The following is a 17,158-nucleotide window of genomic DNA, read 5'->3' as shown; positions in this document are numbered from 1 at the left end:
ACTCACCTCTTTCGGTTGGGCGCCCGGCCGGCGCCGTCGGGCCCGAAAACGCCGGACAGTTCGTAGCGGTCGCCCGCGTAATGAAGCGTCGCCGTCGAGACGACGCGGCCGCGCGACCAGGTGCGCCGGCGCACGATCAAAAGCGGCGCGCCGACAGGGACGGCGAGCCGACGCGCGATGTCGGCGGGCGCGGCCGCGGCTCGCACCACATGTTCGACCTTCTCCGGCAACGCGATGCTTGAGAGATACTGATAGCTCGTGGTTCTCGCGAGGTCGGCGTCAAGATAGCCCGGCGCGACGGCGGCGTTGACGAGGCGGTCTTCAAGAAGCACCGGCTCGCCGTCGCGTCGGTGCAGCACGCGCGCGCGGATCAACGGCGCGCCGGGCGACTCATCGAACGCCTCTGCGGCCTCGCGCGAGGCCGCGACCTTCTCCTGAACAAGGACGTCTGCGGAATGTTCATGCCCGCGCTCTGCGAGCTCGACGGCGATGTCGCGCAGCGCGAAAAGTTCGCCCCGCGCGCGCCGGTCGGCGACGAAGGTGCCGCTGCCGGCGATGCGCACGAGCAGGCCTTCCTTCGCGAGTTCGTTGAGCGCCCGGTTCGCGGTCATGCGCGACACGCCGAGGGTCTGAACAAGCTCCGCCTCCGACGGCGCGCGCGCGTCCACCGGCAGATCGCCGTTCTCGATGCGCGCGAGAATGTGGTTTTTGACTTTCTTATACAGCGGCGTGGCGGTCATGCGCGATGAACCTCCCGCCCGCCGGCGACGACCAGCGCCGGCGCGGCCGCGCCGATCCAGTATGAAAGCTCGGCGGGCTCGTTCACCCGCCAGACGGCGAAATCGGCGGCCTTTCCGGGCTCGAGCGCGCCGGTCTCGCGCTGAAGGCCCAGCGCCTTCGCGGCGTTGCGCGTCATCCCGGCCAGCGCTTCTTCCGGCGTCAGGCCGAACAGCACGCAGGTCATGTTCATGGCGAGCGTCGGCGAGACAATAGGCGCGGTGCCCGGATTGCAGTCCGTCGCCACGGCCATCGCCACCTTGTGCTTACGGAACAGTTCTATGGGCGGGCGACGCTTTTCGTTGAGAAAGTAATAGGCCCCGGGCAGCAGCACGGCGACTGTTCCCGCGCGCGCCATCGCCGCGACGTCGTCTTCGCTGATGTACTCCAGGTGATCGGCCGACAGCGCGCCGTAACGCGCCGCAAGTCCGGCGCCGCCGAGATCGGACAGTTGCTCCGCATGGAGCCTGACGGGCAGGCCGAGCGCGCGCGCCGTCTCGAACAGCCTTTCGACCTCCTCCGGCGTAAAGCCGATCGTTTCGCAATAGGCGTCGACGGCGTCGACCAGCCCGCGCGCTTTCGCCTCGGGCAACATTTCCTCGCAGACGAGGCGCACGTAATCCGCTCGCCGATCTTTATGCTCCGGCGGCAGGGCGTGCATGGCGAGAAACGTCCGCCGTACTCGCACGCCGCACGCCGCTCCCAGCCGGGTCGCCGCTTCCAGCATGGCGAACTCCGTCTCGGTTTCAAGTCCGTATCCGGACTTTATCTCAACGGTCGTGACGCCGGCGCGGATCATCGCCTCGAGTCGCGGACGCGCCGCCGCGACGAGCGCCTCGGCGCTCGCCGCGCGAGTTGCGCGCACGGTCGAAAGTATGCCGCCGCCGGCGCGCGCGATCTCCTCATACTGCGCGCCCTCAAGACGCATTTCGAACTCGCCAGCGCGCGATCCGGCGAAGACGAGATGGGTGTGGCAGTCAATAAGCCCCGGCGTGACCCAGGAGCCGCCCAGCCGTTCGACGCGCGTCGCGAGCGTCTCCGGCGCTCCCGGCAGGTCGCGCGCACGCCCGGCGTAGGCGATGCGTCCGTCCGTCACCGCGAGCGCGCCGTTACGGATCGCGCCATAGGCTGCGCCGCCCTCGGTCATGACGGCGAGATGGAGATCAAGATAAAGTTGGTCCCACATGCAGCGCGCGGCGCTCCAAAGGGCTATGACAAGCCGGCGGCAAGTTGTATATACAGCTTATAGACCTGCCGGAAGAGGGCTGCAACCGCGCTTCTTCCAGTGCTTCTTTCGGGGAGGCTTCTATGGGGCAGGAACATGACGCCTCGGAATGCCGCGGCTGGCGCGCCGCAGCCGATCTGCTGCTGACGCCGGGCGTCGCCGATTGTCCGCTTGCGTTGATCGGCGCGCCGCAGAGCGAGAAATCGCTCACCCCTGGTCGTTGCGACCTCGCGCCGAAGATTCTGCGCGAGGTCCTGCGACGATTTTCCGTCTACGATGTTGAGAGCGAGACCGATCTGTCGGCGCTTCCTGTGGCCGATTACGGCGATCTCGCCCTGAAGACCCTGACGCCGGAGCAGTCCTTTCCGCTGATCGTCGAGGCAGTCCGCCGTGCGGTCGATGCGCACAGACTCGTCGTTCTCGCCGGCGGCAACAATGCGCTCACACGGCCAGGCGTTCACGGCCTCGGCGCGGATCTTTCGAAGATCGGGCTAGTCACGCTTGACGCGCATTTCGATCTGCGCGACCTCGACTGCGGTCTGACCAACGGCAATCCCGTGCGCGCGCTTCTCGACGACGGCCTGCCGGGAGAGAACATCGTGCAGATCGGCCTCGCCCCCTTCGCCAATACGAGGCGGATGCACGAGACGGCGAAGGCGGCCGGGATCGGCGTTCATACGATCACGGACTGTTTCGAGGCCAGCGCCGCGACGCTGGTCAAACGGGCGCTCGTTCGTCTCTCAGCCCGTTGCGAGGCCATCTATGTGGATTTCGACATCGACGTGATCGACCGGGCGCAATGTCCGGGCGCGCCCGGCGCGCGGGCCGGCGGCCTTCCCGTCCGCGACTTCTTCGCCGCGGCGCGCGCGGCCGGCGCCCATCCCAAGGTGCGCGCGGTCGATCTGACGGAGTTCGACCCGTCGCTCGACGCGAGCGACCTCACGGCCCTGACGGCGGGCCGCTGGTTCTGCGAAGTCCTAGCCGGTTTCGCGCAGCGCCGCTGAGGCGCCGCCATTGCGCGCGGGCATGGACAAGGACGACCGGCGAAGGCGATGATGCCCGGTCAAGCCGCAAGGGAGCGCCGATGCCCGCAAAACCTTTGCTTCTCGCGATCGATCAGGGCACTACGTCGAGCCGCGCGATCGTCTTCGACCGCGCCGCCCGCATCGTCGCTCTCGCCCAGGCGGAATTTCCGCAGCTTTACCCCGCCGACGGCTGGGTCGAGCACAATGCGGAAGCGATCTGGTCGACTACGCTGGAAACCGCGCGCCAGGCCCTCGCCGAAGCCGAGGCGAAAGGCGGAAGAGTCGCCGCCATCGGCGTGACCAACCAGCGCGAGACCACCCTCGTCTGGGAACGCGACGGCGGAAAGTCCATCCATAACGCAATCGTCTGGCAGGACCGGCGCACAGCCGATCATTGCGCGCGGCTGAATCGCGAAGGCGCCGAAGATATGATCCGTGCGCGCACCGGGCTTCTGCTCGATCCTTACTTCTCTGCGACCAAGATCGCCTGGATTCTCGACCATGTCGACGACGCCCGGCGCGCGGCCGAAGCCGGCCGCCTCGCCTTCGGCACGGTGGACAGCTTCCTCATCTGGCGCCTGACGGGCGGGCGCGTTCATGCGACCGACGCCACGAATGCGGCGCGCACCAGCCTGTTCGACATAAACCGGAACGAATGGGACGACGAACTGCTCGCGCTTTTCGGCGTTCCGCGAAGCCTCCTGCCCGCGGTTCTCGACTGCGCGGCGGATTTCGGCGAGACGGACCCCGCGCTGTTCGGACGGCCCATCCCCATCCGCGGCGTCGCCGGCGACCAGCAGGCCGCCGCCATCGGCCAGGCCTGCTTCGCGCCCGGCGCGATCAAGAGCACCTACGGCACCGGCTGCTTCGTTCTGACGCACACGGGCGATCAGTTCATCCTTTCGAAGAACAACCTTTTGAGCACCATCGCTTGCCGTCTCGACGGCCAGACTTCCTATGCCATAGAAGGGTCGATTTTCGTCGCCGGCGCGGCGGTCCAGTGGCTGCGCGACGGACTGGGAATCATCGAGACGGCGGGGGAGTCCGAAACGCTGGCGCGCTCAATCCCGGACAATCGCGGCGTCTACCTGGTGCCCGCCTTCACAGGACTTGGCGCACCCCACTGGGCGCCGGAGGCGCGCGGGCTCATCTGCGGGCTCACCCGCGCCTCCGGCCCGGCGGAACTGGCGCGCGCCGCGCTCGAATCGGTCGTCTATCAGACTACGGATCTTCTCGCCGCCATCGAGGCCGACGGCGTGAAGCCGGATGCGCTCAGGGTAGACGGCGGCATGACTGCGAACGCCTGGCTGATGCAGTTTCTCGCCGACTTGCTGGAGCTGCCCGTGGAGCGGCCGGAAGTGATGGAGACGACGGCGCTGGGCGCGGCCTTTCTCGCCGGCCTCAAGACGGGCCTTTACGGATCGACCGACGATGTCGCCGCGATCTGGCGGCGCGCGGCGCGCTTCGAGCCGCGAATGTCGGAAGGCGAGCGCGCGCGCCTGATCGAAGGATGGCGCAAGGCCGTGCGCCGCGCACTGGCCTGAGGGAGAAACGCGCGATGACGGAAGAAATCGATCCCGGCGAGGTCGTCGGATTCTGGCGCGAGGCCGGGCCGAAAGCCTGGTTCAAAAAAGACGCCGCCTTCGACGAGGAGATCCGCCGCCGCTTCGAGGCGCTCCATCACGCGGCGGCCCGCGGCGAGCGCGCCGCGTGGGAGGAAAGCTCCGGGGGCGCGCTCGCGCTTGTCCTTCTCCTCGACCAGTTTCCGCGCAACATGTATCGCGGGTCTGCGCACGCCTTCGCCACGGACGGTCTGGCGCGCCGCGTCGCCGGCGCCGCGATCCGGCGCGGTTTCGATCGGCAGGCGGACGAATCCTTGCGAGTCTTTTTCTATATGCCATTCGAGCACTCGGAAGACCCGGCGGACCAGGCGCGCGCCGTCGAACTGATCGAGGCTTTGGGCGATGAGGAATACGCGAAATTCGCCCGCCTGCATGCCGACGTCATCGCGCGGTTCGGGCGCTTTCCCCACCGCAACGCCTGCCTCGGCCGCGCCTCGACGCCCGAGGAGCTCGCCTTTCTCGAGGCGGGCGGCTTTTCGGGCTGAAACACGCCCTACTGAAACGCCTGATGACCGGTGATGGCGCGCCCGAGGATGAGGGCGTGGATGTCGTGGGTGCCCTCATAGGTGTTGACGGTCTCGAGGTTCATCACGTGGCGCATCACGTGATATTCCTCCGAGATGCCGTTGCCGCCGTGAATGTCGCGCGCGGCGCGGGCGATCTCCAGCGCCTTGCCGCAATTGTTGCGCTTCATCATGGAGACGGCTTCGGGAATGAATGCGCCTTCGTCGAGCAATCGGCCGAGCCGCAGCGCGCCCTGCAGGCCGAGCGCGATCTCCGTCTCCATGTCGGCGAGCTTTTTCTGCACGAGCTGGGTCGCTGCGATGGGCTTGCCGAACACCTTGCGCTCGAGCGCGTAGTCGCGCGCCGCCATGAAGCAGAACTCCGCCGCGCCCATCGCCCCCCAGGAGATGCCGTAGCGCGCCTTGTTGAGGCAGGAGAACGGCCCCCTCAGCCCGCGCACGGTCGGCAGGAGGCTTTCTTCCGGCACGACCGCGTCGTCCAGCGCGATCTCGCCGGTGATCGAGGCGCGCAAGCTGAGCTTGCCCTTGATCGCCGGCGTCTCGAAGCCCTTCGTCCCGCGCTCGACGATGAAGCCGCGGATGTCGCCGTCCAGCTTCGCCCAGACGAGCGCGATGTCCGCGATCGGCGAATTGGTGATCCACGTCTTGGCGCCGGTGAGCCTGTAGCCGCCGGAGACTTTCTCCGCTTTCGTGCGCATCGCCCCGGGATCGGACCCGCCGTCGGGCTCGGTCAGCCCGAAGCAGCCGATCATCTCGCCCGTCGCCAGTCTCGGGAGATATTTCTTCTTCTGATCTTCCGTTCCGAACGCCTCGATCGGATACATGACCAGCGAGGACTGCACCGACATCGCCGAGCGGTAACCGGAATCGACCCGCTCGATCTCGCGCGCGATGAGCCCGTAAGCGACGTGACTCGCTCCGCCCCCGCCATAGTCCTCCGAAACCGTCGCGCCGAGCAGGCCCTGCGCGCCCATCTCGGTCATGATCTCGCGGTCGAAGCGCTCCTCGCGGTTCGCCTCAATGACGCGCGGCAGCAGCTTGCCTTGCGCGTACCCCCGCGCCGCGTCGCGGACGAGACGCTCCTCGTCCGTGAGCTGATCATCAAGATGCAACGGATCGCGCCAGTCGAAGATTTGTTTCTCGGTCATCGTTTTTGCAATCGCCCGCGACTGTCGCCCTACGCCAGCTCCACCGCCAGGCTGGTCGCCTCGCCGCCGCCGATGCACAAGGAGGCGACGCCCTTTTTGCCGCCCGTCTTTTTGAGGGCGTTGATGAGCGTGACCACGATGCGCGCGCCGGACGCGCCGATCGGGTGGCCGAGCGCGATGGCGCCGCCGTGGACATTCACCTTCTCCGCCGGCAGTTTCAGTTCGCGCATGGCGGCCATGGGCACCACCGCGAAGGCTTCGTTGATCTCGAAAAGATCGACCTCGGACGCGCTCCAGCCGACCTTCGTGAGCAGCTTGCGGATGGAATCGACCGGCGCCGTCGTGAACCATTCCGGCGCCTGGCTGTGCGTGGCGTGGCCGACGATGCGCGCAACCGGCGAAAGCCCGCGCCTTTCGGCCTCGCTCGCGCGCATGAGGACGAACGCCGCCGCGCCGTCGGAGATCGCCGAGGACGAGCCTGCCGTCACCGTGCCGTCCTTTTCGAAGGCCGGCCGCAGCGACGGAATTTTCGAGGCGTCGACAAGGCCGGGCTTTTCGTCGTCGGAGACCGTGTGCGCGCTCTTGCGCTCCGTCACCACGACGGGAACGATCTCGTCGGCGAAGGTTCCGTCTTTCACCGCCTTTTGCGCGCGCGTGACCGAGCGCATGGAGAATTCGTCCTGCTCCTCGCGAGAGAACTGCCATTCGCGCGCGCATTTCTCGGCGAAGACGCCCATGGCCGTGCGTTTGCTGTAGGCGTCTTCGAGCCCGTCCCAGGCCATGTGATCGAGAATCTCGCCATGTCCGAACTTGATGCCGCTGCGCCCGGAGGGCAGCAGATGCGGCGCGTTCGTCATCGACTCCATCCCGCCGGCGACGACGACGCCGGCCGAGCCCGCCGCGATCTCATCATGCGCGATCATCGCCGCCTTCATGCCGGACCCGCAAACCTTGTTGACGGTCACGCAGCCTGCGGAATCGGGTATTCCCGCCCCGCGCGAGGCCTGCCGCGCCGGCGCCTGGCCAAGGCCCGCCGGCAGCACGCAGCCCATCAGCACCTCGTCCACGGCTTCGGCCTCCAGCCCGGCGCGCTCCAGCGCCGCCCCGATCGCGCGGGCGCCGAGCTCGGTCGCGGGAACGCCCGCGAAAGCGCCCTGGAAGTTGCCGATAGGCGTTCTCGCCATGCCGACGATGACGATGGGATCCGCAACAGTCATGGAAGTCCTCCTCGGGCTACTGTTCAGGCGCCGGTCCGGAACCACGGACCCGACGGCGCGGGGTTCTTTTGGACCTTCGCGACGGCGAATTCAATCGCGCGGCGCCGGCTTTAACTCGCCGGCCGAGCTCGGCCGCGCCGGGAGGCGGGCCGTCATCCCCAAAAGGCGTCCTCAACGATCGGCAACAGGCTGACCTCATCTTTGTTGACGTAATCGCCTGTCACTTCGTTTTTCACGACACTGACGAGCGAGGACGGCGCGACCTCGCGCCAATATCCCAGAACGCGCGGCGGAGCGGCGACGATGAGCCGGTCGAAGCCGCCCTTGCTTCTGACCGCCTCGAGCCGCCTCGCCACACCGGCGACGAAAGCACGCTCCAGCTCCTTTTCGGGATCGGTCTGCGGTTCCACGGCGCTGCGCATTTCGCCGACGCTTTGGAAAACGCGCGGGCGCTCGCTGTCGAATTCCGGCTTTCTCGCCCCTTCCAGCGGAAAGCCGTCGAGCGGCGTCAGGCGCTTTTTGGCTCTCTCATAAATATAGGCGCGGGCCGAAGCGCCGTCGAAGGTGGCGAAGGCGGTAGTGATCTTGCGCAACTTCGAACCTCCCGTTCAGCCGAAGGATCGCGGCGCGTCATTGGCGGGCCGGTCCATCATGTGGGCTCTATTCCGCCGAGGTCAAGCCGGCCGGAGTCTGCCGCGCGAGGGCCTCATGCGCCGCGCGCCATTCAGGGTCCACCGGCTCGAAAGGCCGGCCTTCGACCACGCCCGTCACGAGTTCGGCCTGACGCGCCGAAACGGCTTCGTGGCTCAGCCAACGCTCGGCGTAGGCTTTTGCAACCGCGGCGCGCCGGCGGGCCTCATCTCTGTCCGTTCGTATGCTGTTTATCGCCGCCGCCGCCGCGTCCGCATCGCGCAACGCAACCGCCCAGCCGGTCGCGCCGTTCACGAAATAGTCATGCAGGGTCGGAACGTCCGAATAGATCTGCGGGACGCCAAGCAGCATCGCCGCCACGGCCGTTATATGGCCGGCGCCGCGCAAGGCATCCTCGACGAGAATGATGCTGGCGAGCGCATTGCGGATGCAGTCCAGACAATCGCTCATCGGAAGATCCCGGTACACTGTAACGCTTTCGGGAATCTCGAAGTCAAACGCCGCATAGGACGGCGCGATGATGACGCCATGCACGCCCGCCTTCTCGACCGCGCGGCAGAACGTGCGGAAATCGCGATTGTTTCTTCCGATGAGACAGACATAAGGCGGCGCGCCCTCGAAGCGACGGCTTTTGATGCGCGGCAGGTCGAACCCCCATAACGCGAAAGCCATGCGCGCCGGATCGAGCGCGTGCTTGTCGCGGAAGAGCGCCATTTCGTGACGGGAATGCATGACCGTCAGGGCGAGGCGGCGGAACGGCGCGTCGATCATGCGGTCGACGGGCGGAAGGCCCGTTGCGATCGCCGAGCGGGAAAGATTGAGGCCGATGACGATCACCGGCGTCCGCGAGCGCGAAAGCCAGGACCGAAGGCCTGCGGCGTAGGCGAGCGTGTATTCGGTCGTCAGGATGGCGTCGTAATCATCGAACCGCGGCGCCTGCGTCAGCACGTCCCGAATGATGCTCAGCTTTCGCCCCTGCCCGACGAGTCGCATTTCGATCTCGCCGCCCCTGGCGCGCATGGCGGCGGCGAGCCCGGATTCGGCGCGGCCGGAACGGGCGGCGTCGCCCAGCGATATTTGAAGGAGTCGCCGCGCGGGAGGCTTCAAGACCGCCGCATCGTTCATCGCACGCACCCGTCTCGTTTGCGCTGTTTCATTAGCGCAAAGCCTCCCAGAGAAGTCCCAATGCAGCCAGCCCGACATACACCCCGAACAGCCTGGACAACAGGTCGCCGTCGATCCGATGGGCCGCCCGCGCCCCCAGGGGAGCCGAGATCGCCGTCATGGCGGCCATAGCCGCGAAAGCGAGCAGATTCACATGACCGAGCGACAGCGGCGGCAAACCTTCCGCGCCCAGGCCTGAGACGATGAAACCGGCGGTCCCCGGCGCGGCCACGGCCACGCCGAAGCCGGACGCGGTCGCGACGGCCTGGCGCATCGAACGGCCCGACCAGGCCATCACCATCACGCCGACCGCGCCGCCGCCGAGCCCCATCAGACTGGAGAACAGCCCCGTGCCGAATCCCATCGGTATATGAACCGCCTTCGAGGAGAGATCCCGCGTTCTGTCCGGGGGGGGCGGCGCGCTGCCCGTCAGCCGCCGCCAGGCGATAAACAGCGCCCCGACCGTGAAGACGACGGTCAACGCTTCGACCGGAATCCATCGCGCGGTCAGTCCGCCCGCCACGGCGCCGGCCGCGATCCACGGCGCCCAGGCGCGCAGCACGCCGATATCGACATAGCCCGCCAGATGATGCGCGCGCAACGCCCGCAGCGAAGTGATGATGATGACCGCCAGCGATGTGCCGATCGCCGTCTTCAGACTCGGCTCGGGCGCGACATCGTAAGCGCGAAAGACGGCGTAAAGCGCCGGCACGGTGACTATTCCGCCGCCGATGCCGAACAAACCGCCGGCGAAGCCGGCTGCTAGTCCGGCCGCCAGAACCGTCAGTAAAAGAAATCCGTGCGCGGCGAGAAAAGACGCCATCTCATTATCAGGCCGCGTGCCGGGCCTGCCGGCGCATGGCGTCGAGCGCGCGCTCGAGAAGGTCGGGCCCGGCGTGCGCGCCTTCCGCCGAAAGCATGCGCCGCCAAAGGCGCGCCCGCGGACGGCCGTGAAAAAGCCCCAACATATGGCGCGCGATATGATGCGGCTTCACGCCGGCCTGCGCCATGCGGCGCATGTAACCGATCATCTCCTGTACGACGTCTTCGCGGGACGGCGGGTTTCTCTCTACGCCGAAGATCCGCCTGTCCGCCTCCGCAAGAATATAGGGGTCCCCATAGGCGGCGCGCCCCAGCATCACGCCGTCGAAATCAGGAAGCAAGCGTTCCGCCTGTTCAAGCGAGTCGATCCCCCCGTTAAGCACGATCGCAAGATCGGGCCGCGCGCGCTTCAGCCGGCGCACCAGCTCATAATCAAGCGGCGGTATTTCCCGATTCTCCTTCGGCGAAAGCCCCTGCAGCCACGCCTTGCGGGCGTGCACGATGAACACGCGGCAGCCGGCGCCGGCCACAGCATCGACGAAGCTGAACAGGCTTTCTTCCGGATCCTGATCGTCGACGCCGAGACGGCATTTTACGGTGACAGGAATATCGACGGCGGCCTGCATGGCCGCGACGCAGTCGGCGACGAGGCCAGGCGTCTTCATCAGGCACGCGCCGAACGCGCCGGATTGCACGCGGTCCGACGGGCAGCCGACATTGAGATTGATCTCGTCATAGCCGTAATCGGCCCCGATACGCGCCGCTTCGGCCAGCAGCGCCGGGTCCGAGCCGCCGAGTTGCAGCGCGACGGGATGCTCGACCGGATCGAAGTCGAGCAGCCTCTCTCGGTCGCCATGAATGGCGGCCTCGGCGACGATCATTTCCGTATAGAGCCGCGCGCGGCGCGTCAGCAGCCGGTGGAAATACCGGCAGTGACGATCCGTGCCGTCCATCATCGGCGCGATGCAAAAACGGTGCTCTTTTCCGGCCATCGCCGGGTTTCCCTGATCCGCGGACGATACTCAATCGCCCGCGTTCTTACCCGCTTTGCGCCGGCAGGAAAACAGACGCCATAAAAGACCTCGCGCGCCCTACTGGACCAGCACCGACCGGTCGCAGCGCACGCCGTTGACGCGCACATCCATCTCTCCGATCGAAACGCCCAGCGTCTCGAGCAACGCCGCGAGCGGCTGATCGAGCAGGCTCGCCGCTCTTTGCAAGGTCGTGCGCAGGGCCTGCGTCGCTAGCGCCGAGCTGAGGCTTAGCCCGAGAGCGTTGACCTCAAGATCGCTGTCTTCGATCAGGTTCTGCATCAGGCTCTCCAGAATATCGTCGGTCGAAGTCGACCTGAACGCGCCGGTCTCGATGTCCTCCGCCCTGAAGACGAGCCGCGTCGCCGTCGTTTCTTCCACGGCGGCATGCGCCCGGCCGTATATCCGCAACAAGGGCGCGTTCACCAGCCGCGCTCTAGCGACATCATCATCGTTGATGAAGCGGCGCGACATTTCGACTTCCCCCAGCCAGAAGTCGACGACTCCGGGGCGCGCCAGAATATCCACCTCCGCATCCTGCGGATCGCCGCCGCGGCAGCGAATCTCGGCAAGGCTCGCTTCGCCGCGCGCGAGCTCAAGATAAAGCGGCGCTCTTACGGAAACCGATTGAAGCGCGCCCTCGCCGAACAGCGTGCCGACAAGCCGCAGGCGGACCTGCACGTTCGAGACAACCTCCTCGTCGACGCCGATCCGGAGCCAGGGAGAATGCTGAAGCGGCTCGCCCAAAACAAGCGTCGCCTGGAGCGAAGCGAGCCCCGGCGCGGAGGCCGACAAATCAAGATCGATAAGACGCTCGCCGTTTGCGACGACGGCGCTGGCGAGAAGAAGATCCATCACGCGCGCCCTTGTCGGCATTCCCTGAGCGCCTGCTTCGCCGAGCGCTATTTTTGCAAAGGGACCGAGGTCGATCACCCGCGCAAGATCGATTCGATCGGCGTTCGAGAAGACGCCGACATACAGGCGATCAAGCGCCGAGGACGCCGCTCCCGATCCGCCTTTTGACGACGCGCGGGCGAGCGCGTAAACGACGTCGCCCAATGTCGGCTCGGAATCCAGAGCGTCATCATAGCGGCCGGATGCGATGCGCCGCCGGATAGCCAACTCGTCCAGGAACGTGAAAACGTCCACATCGGCGTCGAGCAGCGCGTTATAGTCGAGCACAGACAGGGAAACGCTCGTTCCCGTCAATTCAGAAAGCAGGGCGTTCGCCACGCCTTCGCGCAACGCGGCGAGCCGGGAGCCGACGGAAAAGGCCGCGGCCGCTTCCGCGCTCGCGATCGCGGAGACCCTGATCGTCGGCGGGGCGGCGAAAATGGGTTTGAAGAGCGGGCGAACCCGCTTCGAAAGCGTGACGCGCGCGGCGTTAAAGGGGCGCGCGCCTGCGACAAAGCGTTGATCTGGCGTGAGCGTCGCGTCTCTTTCATATCGTCCCGTCGCGACGTCGAAGACCGATTTCACCTTCCTCGCCTCTTCCGCCTCATCGTTTTCCATGCGCCCCAGCTCGAACTCGGTGACGCCCTCATGATCGTTCAGCGCCAGAATGGAGCGAGCCGCTGTTTCAGCCATGTGGAGATTCTGCGCCGCGATGATCGCAGCCAGATCCGCCGCCGATTGCGCGCGCCGGCGTTCGAGGGAAAGCATGGCGAAATCGACGACCATGGCGATCGCCAACAGAAAAAGCGGCAAGAGCGTGGCCGTCAGAATGGCGAAATTGCCGCGCCGGCAATACAGAAGGCGCGCGAGAAGCTGCGTGCGTTCGCGTGCGGTCATCAGAATCCCCCGTGCTTGACTGTGGCGACGCCGAGAATGACCGGCGGCTCGCGCCTGAGCAGCCGCGACCACGCCGCTGTCGGCAGCGCTGCCCCGTCATATTCGACGCGCACGTCGAATTGATCCGGCTGCGCCTCGCTGTCGGCGACTTCCAGCGACAGATACTCGCGCTTCAGCAGGACGTAGTTGCGATAGTTTGCTTCCAGATAGGACCGCGCGATCGACACGCGCTCTTCCTCGTCCAGGCCGGCGACAGAAGCCCGCGCAATGTCGCCGCACAACTGCTGAACGCTGTTGGCCGCGGCGAAGTAAAAGCCGAAATTGACGATGGCGAAGACCAGCGCGAAGAAAAGCGGGCTGAGAATCGCGAATTCGACCGCCGAAACGCCGCGACGGTCCCTGCGCAGACGCCTCAATGCCGAACTGACGCCTATCATTGCGCGCACTCCCTTGTTTACACAACCTATACGTGCAAATCTAGGAGAGCGCGCTTATATATTTTGTGCAGAAACTAATCAAAATTACGCTGCTTACAGAAAGATAAAATTAACCATCGCCAGTCCGCATGCCGCCTCGCCAGCCTCCTGCTGAGGATAACGCTCACATGAACCTGAAATTAACGCTGTCCCGGCAACTATATTTCCAAAGAAACGGATGGGCGGACAAATGCAGGGAGAGGACGCGCCCTTTGAGGCTGGGGCCGGCGGCGCCGCCGTGCATATCGCGCGGCAGCAGCTGAATGAAATCGCTCACCAAGCGCCGCGGCTTTATATTGCGATATTCGCCGGCACGGCGGCGATAGCGGCTTATGTCGCGCATGAAATCAGCGTGCTGGCGGCCCTCCCCTTCGCGCCCCTAATCCTGTTCCCGATCCTGCGCCTGAATTATTGGCGCAGGCTGGATATTCCCGCCCTTCCCAGCAAGACCATCGAAAGGCTCATTCGGCGAATTCATTTTTTTGGTCTCGTTCTCACGGCGTACGCGACGGTTTGCGCCATGTTCGTTTACGCGCAAGCCGACATGACGGGCCGGTTTCTGATGTCGTCATGGGTAGGCGTGCTCGGCCTGGCCGGCGCCTTCGCCGTCGGCGCGCTCCCGAAGGTTACGCGCGCCGTGGCGTTGCTCGCCGCCGCGCCGATCAACATCCGTCTGATCTTCGAACCCGATCCCGCCGCCGCCGCATTCGGCGCGCTCATGCTGCTCGTTTCGTTCACGGTGATCGCATTTTCTAGTCGATTCGCGGAGTTCATTCGTGAGCTGACCATACGCCGTCTGCAGGGAGAAACAGATCGCCAGAGGATGGACGACACGCTGCGCGCCTTCATGGAGATGGCCTCGGACTGGGCGTGGGAGACGGATGCGGAGCATCGGATCACCTATATTTCGCCGCGCATCGACGTCCTGCTCGGCAAGTCCGCCGCCGCCTGCTTAGGTAAGCCGATCGGCGAAGTCTTCGATCTCGATTTTTTCATGGGCCCGCGCGAAGAGCTTGACACGCTGCGCGCCGCCATGGGCGAACGCGCGAACCTGCGAAATTTCTCCTATCGCGTGCGGGACAAGGAAGGACGCCCGCGCGTCGTCTCGACGACCCTACGCCACCATTATGGATCGGACGGCGCGTATCTCGGCGTGAGAGGCTGGACGTCGGACATTACGGAAACCGTCGAAAGCCGGCGCGCGCTCGAAGAAAGCGAACGGCGATTCCGGGACTTCGCAGAAAGCGCCTCGGACTGGTTCTGGGAAACTGATGAAACCCTTCGGTATACATACATTACGAACAAAGCGCGCGAGGAAACGGGCGCGGAACCTGACATCGGTGATGCATATCTCGGCTACACCATGACGGAAGAAGACGGCGAAAACTGGCGCAAACAGGAGGAAGCCCTCGCGAATCTGGCGCCGTTCCGCGACATCGTCAGCGCGATCAAAAACAGGACCGGCGAGCCCGTCTGGATCAGCCGGAGCGGCAAGCCGGTCTTCGACGACAAAGGCGTCTTCAAGGGCTATCGCGGCGTCGGTCGCAACGTGACGGCCGAAATCGCCGCGCGCAAGGCCGCCGAACAGGCTCAAATGAAGCTTCAGGAAGCTAACGCGAGGCTCGAGGAGATCGTCGCGCAACGCACCATTGCGCTCAGGGAGCGAACGGCGCTTCTTGATGAGGTCTTCGAAACGATGGCCGAAGGCCTTCTCGTTCTCGACAAGGATCTGCGCATCGTTGCGAGAAACTCGAAGGCGTGGCGCCTGTCCAGGCTGCCGGAAAGCTTCTGGGAGACGGGCAAGAGCATACTTCCCGCCATTCGGCTCGCCGCGCAGCAGGGCGTATATGAAGTCGCTACGGCGGAAGAGTATGTCGCGCAAATCCGCACTGCCATAAAAACCGGCGAGGTGGCGGAGTTCATCCGCCGTCAACGCGACGGACGCGTAATCCGCGAGAACGCCCGTCCGCGCGCCGACGGCGGCGTCGTCATCACCTTCTCCGACATTACGGAGCTGACGCAGCGCCAGCAGGAGCTTGAAACCTTGTCGGAAGAGCTGCTGGCCGCCAAGGATGCGGCCGAAGCGGCTAACCGGGCGAAATCCGAATTTCTGGCCAATATGAGCCATGAAATCAGGACGCCGATGAACGGCGTCGTCGGCATGGCCTCACTGCTGATGGAGAGCGAGCTGTCGCCGCGTCAGCGGGAAATTGCGCAGGTGATCGTCAGTTCGGGCGACAACCTGCTGAAGATCATCAACGACATCCTGGACTTCTCCCGACTTGAAGCGGGCAAGCTGAGGATCGTCAAGGAACCGTTCGACCTTCGCGAAACGGTTGAGGACGTCGCCTCTCTCCTCAGTCTGCGCGCGGAAGCGAAAGGCCTCAAGACCTTCGTTCGCTACGCGCCTGACCTTCCGTGCAGGTTCCTTGGCGACCCCGGGCGGATCAGGCAGGTGGTCACCAATCTGCTCGGCAACGCCGTGAAGTTCACGGAGCAGGGCCATGTCCGGCTCGACGTGCGCGGCATCGCGCGAAAGGACGTCGCCGATATAGAAATCGCGGTCGTAGACACCGGTTGCGGCATACCGCAAGATAAGCTCGCCGCCATCTTCGACGAATTCGAACAAGTGGACAGTTCCGCCGCTCGACGGCACGACGGCGCAGGATTAGGACTGGCCATCACCAAACGCCTTCTCGATGCGATGGGCGGCTCGATTTCGGTCGAAAGCCGCCTGAACGAAGGATCAACATTCCGTGTGCGTCTTAAACTCCCGCCGGCGCAAAGCGGAGGGGACCTGTCGACTGCGGCTTTGGATCAAATAAAAGGCATGCGCGTCATGGTCGTGAGCGACGAACAGCCAGGCGCGGACATTCTGCTCGAACAGCTCGCCGCGTGGGGGCTCGCGGCGGACCGAGCCAAAACTGGCGCGGCCGGCGTCGAAGCGCTGTGCGCAGCCGAGGCCGAAGGCGCGCCTTATCGGGCGGCGATCGTCGAGGACGAACTTGCCGACATGACGGCCGAGTCGTTTGCGCGCGCGCTGCGCGGCGATCCCGCGCTCGCGAACGTCTGTCTCATAGCGCTGACGCCGCCCGGCAAGCCTGAGGCGATGAAGGACGAGACTGACCGCCCCGTTTTCGACGCCTGCATCGCAAAACCGGCGCGCGCCGCCGTGCTGCTCGAAGCGATTGTGAGATCCGCAGAACGCGCATTCGTCGCCCACCTGAAAAACCAGCGCGCCGTTGGAAAAACTACGGACAATCCAGATTCCACTCTGCACGCTGTGAATATTCTGATTGCCGAGGACAATGTCGTCAATCAGATGGTCGTGCGTTCCATGTTGGACAGCCTGGGCGTCCGCGTGCGCATCGCCGCGAACGGCCGAGAGGCGGTGGATGCCTATCGCGCCCAGCGTCCCGACATCATCCTGATGGACATCTCCATGCCGGACGTGGACGGGCTCGCCGCGACCCGTGAGATTCGCGAACTGGAATCCGGCGAGAGCTGGCGCACGCCGATCATTGGAGTGACCGCTCACGCGCTCAAGGAAGACCGTCAGCGCTGCCTCGACGCGGGCATGGACGACTACCTCTCGAAGCCGATCCGCAGGGAGGCGCTGCTTGAAGCGTTGCGGCGTTGGGCGCCGGCCAAGACGGGGCCTGCGCAAAGAAAGGCCGCCTCCTGA

General features: G+C 65.5%; 14 protein-coding genes. 4 read left to right on the top strand and 10 right to left on the bottom strand.

Annotated features, from left to right (window positions below):
- Positions 1-2: 2 nt before the first annotated feature.
- A complete protein-coding gene (locus CHB64_RS13000) occupies positions 3-740 on the bottom strand; it encodes a UTRA domain-containing protein (protein WP_089413055.1) in 738 nt (245 codons plus the stop codon).
- Entirely contained in the window at positions 737-1,963 is a 1,227-nt protein-coding gene (gene hutI, locus CHB64_RS12995; protein ID WP_089413054.1) for an imidazolonepropionase, read from the bottom strand. Before hutI ends, CHB64_RS13000 begins: the two co-directional genes overlap by 4 nt.
- A 122-nt stretch (positions 1,964-2,085) precedes the next feature.
- On the opposite strand from hutI, the gene CHB64_RS12990 reads away from it, so the two are divergent.
- The 3 genes from CHB64_RS12990 to CHB64_RS12980 all read left to right on the top strand — a co-directional run bounded on the left by CHB64_RS12990 (position 2,086) and on the right by CHB64_RS12980 (position 5,134).
- Positions 2,086-3,006: an arginase family protein gene (locus tag CHB64_RS12990; RefSeq protein WP_089413053.1), complete on the top strand. Its 921-nt coding sequence runs from the start codon at positions 2,086-2,088 to the stop codon at positions 3,004-3,006.
- An 80-nt stretch (positions 3,007-3,086) separates the two neighbouring features.
- Complete coding sequence (gene glpK, locus CHB64_RS12985; protein ID WP_089413052.1) at positions 3,087-4,571, top strand: glycerol kinase GlpK; 1,485 nt, start codon at positions 3,087-3,089, stop codon at positions 4,569-4,571.
- 14 nt (positions 4,572-4,585) lie between these two features.
- Positions 4,586-5,134, top strand: coding sequence for a DUF924 family protein (locus CHB64_RS12980; protein ID WP_089413051.1), 549 nt, complete (start codon positions 4,586-4,588; stop codon positions 5,132-5,134).
- An 8-nt stretch (positions 5,135-5,142) separates the two neighbouring features.
- On the opposite strand, the gene CHB64_RS12975 is transcribed toward CHB64_RS12980, so the two are convergent.
- The 8 genes from CHB64_RS12975 to CHB64_RS12940 all read right to left on the bottom strand — a co-directional run bounded on the left by CHB64_RS12975 (position 5,143) and on the right by CHB64_RS12940 (position 13,434).
- The gene (locus CHB64_RS12975; protein ID WP_089413050.1) at positions 5,143-6,321 is read right to left on the bottom strand and encodes an acyl-CoA dehydrogenase; all 1,179 of its coding nucleotides are present in this window, start codon (positions 6,319-6,321) and stop codon (positions 5,143-5,145) included.
- Positions 6,322-6,350: 29 nt separating this feature from the next.
- Complete coding sequence (locus CHB64_RS12970; RefSeq protein WP_089413049.1) at positions 6,351-7,538, bottom strand: acetyl-CoA C-acyltransferase; 1,188 nt, start codon at positions 7,536-7,538, stop codon at positions 6,351-6,353.
- Positions 7,539-7,690: 152 nt separating this feature from the next.
- The gene (locus CHB64_RS12965) at positions 7,691-8,131 is read right to left on the bottom strand and encodes a host attachment protein (RefSeq protein ID WP_089413048.1); all 441 of its coding nucleotides are present in this window, start codon (positions 8,129-8,131) and stop codon (positions 7,691-7,693) included.
- A gap of 67 nt (positions 8,132-8,198) precedes the next feature.
- Positions 8,199-9,296 (bottom strand): glycosyltransferase, encoded by a 1,098-nt coding sequence (locus tag CHB64_RS12960; RefSeq protein WP_159462505.1) that lies wholly within the window; start codon positions 9,294-9,296, stop codon positions 8,199-8,201.
- Between the two features lie 49 nt (positions 9,297-9,345).
- Complete coding sequence (locus CHB64_RS12955; protein WP_089413046.1) at positions 9,346-10,176, bottom strand: sulfite exporter TauE/SafE family protein; 831 nt, start codon at positions 10,174-10,176, stop codon at positions 9,346-9,348.
- Positions 10,177-10,183: 7 nt separating this feature from the next.
- A complete protein-coding gene (dusA, locus tag CHB64_RS12950) occupies positions 10,184-11,167 on the bottom strand; it encodes a tRNA dihydrouridine(20/20a) synthase DusA (protein ID WP_089413045.1) in 984 nt (327 codons plus the stop codon).
- Between the two features lie 99 nt (positions 11,168-11,266).
- A complete protein-coding gene (locus CHB64_RS12945; RefSeq protein WP_089413044.1) occupies positions 11,267-12,997 on the bottom strand; it encodes a pilus assembly protein TadG-related protein in 1,731 nt (576 codons plus the stop codon).
- A complete protein-coding gene (locus tag CHB64_RS12940) occupies positions 12,997-13,434 on the bottom strand; it encodes a TadE/TadG family type IV pilus assembly protein (RefSeq protein ID WP_089413043.1) in 438 nt (145 codons plus the stop codon). The genes CHB64_RS12945 and CHB64_RS12940 overlap by 1 nt, the downstream gene beginning before the upstream one ends.
- Positions 13,435-13,651: 217 nt before the next feature.
- On the opposite strand from CHB64_RS12940, the gene CHB64_RS12935 reads away from it, so the two are divergent.
- Complete coding sequence (locus CHB64_RS12935; protein WP_089413042.1) at positions 13,652-17,158, top strand: response regulator; 3,507 nt, start codon at positions 13,652-13,654, stop codon at positions 17,156-17,158.

Source organism: Amphiplicatus metriothermophilus, from assembly GCF_900199215.1.
Taxonomy (GTDB): domain Bacteria; phylum Pseudomonadota; class Alphaproteobacteria; order Caulobacterales; family Parvularculaceae; genus Amphiplicatus; species Amphiplicatus metriothermophilus.
The sequence above is the reverse complement of the archived record's forward strand: the minus strand, read 5'-3'. Positions and strand labels throughout refer to the sequence as shown.